The sequence below is a fragment of the uncultured Campylobacter sp. genome (assembly GCF_938030815.1).
GTDB lineage: Bacteria > Campylobacterota > Campylobacteria > Campylobacterales > Campylobacteraceae > Campylobacter_B.
This window is the reverse complement of the sequence record NZ_CALHII010000239.1, coordinates 1-4283: the sequence shown is the minus strand read 5'-3', so window position 1 is coordinate 4283 and position 4283 is coordinate 1. Positions and strand designations below refer to the sequence as shown.

Sequence of the window (4283 nt, the reverse complement as noted above, 5' to 3'; positions counted from 1 at the left end):
GGATTTTAACCTCGGCGCCGTCCATATCCTTAATAGTTCTAAGCTCTGCTGCGCTCGCAAAAAGCGCACCCGCTAAAAGCAGTAGTAAAAATTTTTTCATTTTTTCTCCTAAACGTTATTGAAATATACGCCGAGATATTACAAAAAACCTCATTAAAATTGCGTAAATTTTAACCGCTGTCGCCGCGATTATTTATTATTTTTCAAAGTAAATTTTTATATAATCCATTTTAAATTTAGCATTTTTGAAGGAGAGAAAATGGGTGAAATTTTATATTTGATCGGCGCCGTTATAGGGGTTTTGGTGGTACTTTTCATCATCGTGCCACTATTTTTTAGGCGCGTAGTGGAGACGAACGAGGTGCATATCGTCCAGAGCGCGCGCAAGACTACGAGCTACGGCAAAGATACCGGCAACGGCAACAGCTACTACGAATTCCCGAGCTGGGTGCCGGCGCTGGGCGTTACGAAGATCGTTTTGCCGGTCTCGGTCTTTAGCATCAAGATCGAGGATTATGAGGCGTATGATCTAGGTAGGCTTCCTTTTGTCGTCGATATTACGGCGTTTTTTAGGATCGTGGATTCAAATTTAGCCGCGCAACGCGTCAATAATTTTCAAGATCTGAATAACCAGCTCACAAATATCATCCAAGGCTCGATCCGTTCGATCCTTTCGAGCCGCGTGCTTGAGGACATCTTGCAGATCCGCTCCGAGCTTGGGGATGATTTTACCAAGGCGGTCAAGACGCAGCTTGAAAACTGGGGTATCGAGCCCGTCAAAAACATCGAGCTCATGGATATCCGCGATAGCAGCGGCAGCAAGGTTATCTTTAACATCATGGAGAAGAAAAAATCCCAGATCGAAAAGGAAAGCCGCGTCGAGGTCGCAAACAACACCAAGCTCGCTCAAATCGCCGAGATCGAAGCCGCGCAGGCAACCGAAGTGCGCCAGCAGGAGGCCAACAAGATGGTAGGCCTTAAGACCGTCGAAAACGAGCGCGAAGTCGCGATCTCAAAGGAGCAGGCCGAGCAGCTCATCAAGGATCAGCAAAAGATCACGCAGGAAAAGGCGATGGAGGTCGTGCGGGTAAACGACGTCAAGCAGGCCGAGATCAAAAAGCAAGTGGAGATCGTAAAGGCCGAGCAGGAGCAGCGCAAGATCGAGATCGACGCCGAAGCGCGCAAAAACGCCAAAATCCGCGACGCCGAAGCGATCAAGGAAAATCAAATTTTAGTAGCGCAGGGCGATAAAGAGAAGCAATTTCTCGCCGCCGCGGCGCTTTTGGAGATGAAGGATAAAGAAGCGCAGGGTACGCTAAAGATAGGCTCTGCGGAGGCCGAGGCGCTTAGGCTAAAAGAGCTCGCGCCCGTAAACGCACAGATCGAGCTGGCGCGTGAGATCGGCGAAAATCAGGGATATCAGACCTATCTCATTTCGATCAAACAGATCGAAGCGAACCGCGACATCGGTCTGGAGCAGGCCAAGGCACTAAGCGCGGCGGATCTTAAGATCATCGCAAACGAAGGTAGCGTGGGCGAGGGGATGAGTAAATTCGGCGAAATTTTAAGCGCCAAGGGCGGCACGCAGCTAGCCGCGATGCTCGAAGCGCTAAATCAAAGCGAGGTCGGCAAAAAGGTGCTGGATAAAATTTCGGGCGCCAAAGAAGAGGGCAAATCCGAGTAATATTCGCAGCGCCTCGGGCGAGTAAAATTTTAAATTTATACGCTAACGGCGTTGCAGGGGAGAGTAAATTTGAGTAATCGCTAGCGGCACCGCGCAGGCGAGCAAATTTGAGTAGTCTGCTTGTTTTGGCAGTCTGTTTATTTGCGCGGTTTGCTTGTCCGCATTAGATAAAATTTAAGGCGCTGGCGGAATTTTAGAGATTGCGAAATTTCAAATACTCGCGGAATTTCGGATTTTCGTGGGATTTTAAAACGTCGTGGAATTTTAAAATGCTGCAGAATTTTAAATATCGTGGAATTTAAACGCTGTGAAATTTCAAACGCTCGTAAAATTTCAGGCTCTCGTGAGCGAGCATTAAAAACGGCGCGGTATCGCAAGTATTCGCAGGGCGCCGAAACTGCGCGTAAATTTTAAAAATTCGCAAGGCGAAGTAAAATTTAGGACGCGCAGCTACCTGTCATAGACTACGCTTAGCGGTTATCGGTTGCTGTCAAATGCTTGAGCTCTGCCGTTTATCGGTCAAATTTTGCCGCCTGCGAGGCTAAATTTATTGGTTCGCATGAAATTTAAGAAGCGCGAGCTGTTGGCGGCAGCGCAAAATTTAACCCGTCTGCATAAAATTTTAAGGAGCGCACGATGGCAAACGCCGTAAATTCCGCGCAGTACCGAGCGCGCATCAGGCAGGCAGAAACTCTTTTCGAGGGGCGAAATTTTACCCGGCGTCAAACGATAAATTTAAGCGGCGGATATGAGATCGTAAAGGACGCATATAGGCTCGGCGCGACAAGCTTCAGCGGCGGCGAATACACGCTGTTTGATACTCACAAAACGCAGATAAAAAGCTGGCGCTGTATAGACGATCGGGCGGAATTTTTTAGCCTGATCCGCCACGCAGACGGCAAATTTTACCTCGTTTTTCGTCAGGATCTATACGGCTACAGCGTGCTTGATCTAGCCTCAGCGCAGATCATGCGCTTCGTGCCGGACACCTGGCTAGACGGCAAGGAGAGCTTCATTTGGGACGGCGTGCACTATCTGCGGGGTTGGGACGCGCTGGCCGCGAGCGGCTGCTACTGGGGTGCTCCAAACGACGTGCATTTGGTAAGCTTTGCCGAGCCGATGAGTGAAGAGCAGAGATATGCAGACGTTTTAGACTGCATGCAGGGCGGTTACGACATCTACGAGCAGGCTGATTTTGCAGGCTTTGAGGATAATGAACTGAGCCTGAAATGCTTTCGCGCGGACACCTTACGATATGAAAACGTAAAAATTTCGCGCGAGCAATACCGCGAATGGATGCGCGAAGCAAAACGGCTATAAGGCTTAAATTTGCTAAATTCGCGCTTAAATTTAAAGGCTTGCAAGTGGTAAATTTTAATGACGAGCCGCAAAAGCGGAATTCAGAGAGACCAAAGGGGCTGAAATAAGGAATACGGATGTTTTTTGAATACATTTTAATTGGCGCCTGCGTAGGCTTTATCAGCGGATTTTTCGGCATCGGCGGCGGCACGGTCGTGGTGCCCGTGATGATGCTCTTCGGCTACGATGTCAAGTACGCCATCGGCATTAGCATCATGCAGATGATTTTTAGCTCGATCTTCGGTTCGTTCGTAAATTTTAAAAGCAAAATGCTAGACGTCGCGCCCGCGCTGGTGCTGGGGCTCGGAGGCTTTTGCGGCGCGCTTAGCAGCGGCTTTATCGTAAGCTATTTCTCCTCAAAATTCCTTCTGGGCACGCTTATTTTGGTGCAGATCATAAATTTAATCAAACTCTTTAAAACCCCGACCGAGCCCACCGGCGAGGCCAACGAATCTAAAATTTTGCTCTTTATCGTGGGGCTGTTCGTCGGCGCCGTGGCGATCAGTGTGGGTATCGGCGGCGCGGTATTCGTGATGCCTATTTTGATCAGCTTTTTAAACTACGACATCAAAAAGGCCGTCAGCACGGGGCTATTTTTCGTGATATTTTCCTCAAGTGCGGGCTTTCTGAGCCTTTCCGCGCACGGACTCGTGTACTACAAGATCGGCGCGTTGCTAGGCATCGGCTCGCTAGCGGGCGTTTATGCGGGCGTCAAAACCTCGCACAAGATCGGCAAAAAGGCTCAAAAGCGCTGGATGATCGCGCTTATCGTCACGATACTTTGCGTGACGATTAAAAAATTTATCGCCCTAAACTAGCGATATTCGTTTTGCCTGCCACGCCTAAATTCGGCCTAAAGAGTGCTTTAAATTTTAAAATTTAAACTCCGTCCGTTTGCGCGAGCGATTTTTGAAATTCGTATTTGAAATAAAATGCCCACGCGAGCGGACAAAGGATTATTAAAATGACGGCTACGACTTCGGCGGCTTGCGCATGAAATATTACAAATAAGGCACCTATGTAGTTAAGAACATAAGCAAAACCCCAAAATACCGCGTTTGAGTGGTCATTTGATATTTCGGTTGCGACCAAATAGATGCAAATGCAAATTAGCGAGGCAATTAAAAAGGCTTCAAGGACGCCTAGTTTTTGGTAGTTTACGTCCGAAGCAAAATAACCCAGCGCGCAAGACGCTAAGATTATCGCGAGTAAAATTTTGCGTAAAATTATACGTAGCCGC

At 48.3% G+C, this 4283-nt stretch carries 4 protein-coding genes; 3 read left to right on the top strand and 1 reads right to left on the bottom strand.

Annotation, left to right across the window (positions count from 1 at the left end; all coding sequences use genetic code 11):
• The first annotated feature begins 259 nt into the window (after positions 1-259).
• From Q0277_RS09035 to Q0277_RS09025, 3 genes are all read left to right on the top strand, one after another.
• On the top strand, positions 260-1684 hold the full coding sequence (locus tag Q0277_RS09035; RefSeq protein ID WP_297997408.1) for an SPFH domain-containing protein: 1425 nt from the start codon (positions 260-262) through the stop codon (positions 1682-1684).
• 636 nt (positions 1685-2320) lie between these two features.
• Positions 2321-3004 carry a hypothetical protein gene (locus Q0277_RS09030; RefSeq protein ID WP_297997407.1) on the top strand — a complete coding sequence of 228 codons (684 nt, stop codon included), beginning with the start codon at positions 2321-2323 and terminating at the stop codon, positions 3002-3004.
• Between the two features lie 116 nt (positions 3005-3120).
• The gene (locus Q0277_RS09025) at positions 3121-3861 is read left to right on the top strand and encodes a sulfite exporter TauE/SafE family protein (protein WP_297897995.1); all 741 of its coding nucleotides are present in this window, start codon (positions 3121-3123) and stop codon (positions 3859-3861) included.
• Between the two features lie 61 nt (positions 3862-3922).
• On the opposite strand, the gene Q0277_RS09020 is transcribed toward Q0277_RS09025, so the two are convergent.
• Positions 3923-4283, bottom strand: a 361-nt coding sequence (locus Q0277_RS09020) for a hypothetical protein (protein ID WP_297997404.1), incomplete at its 5' end; no start/stop codon positions are given.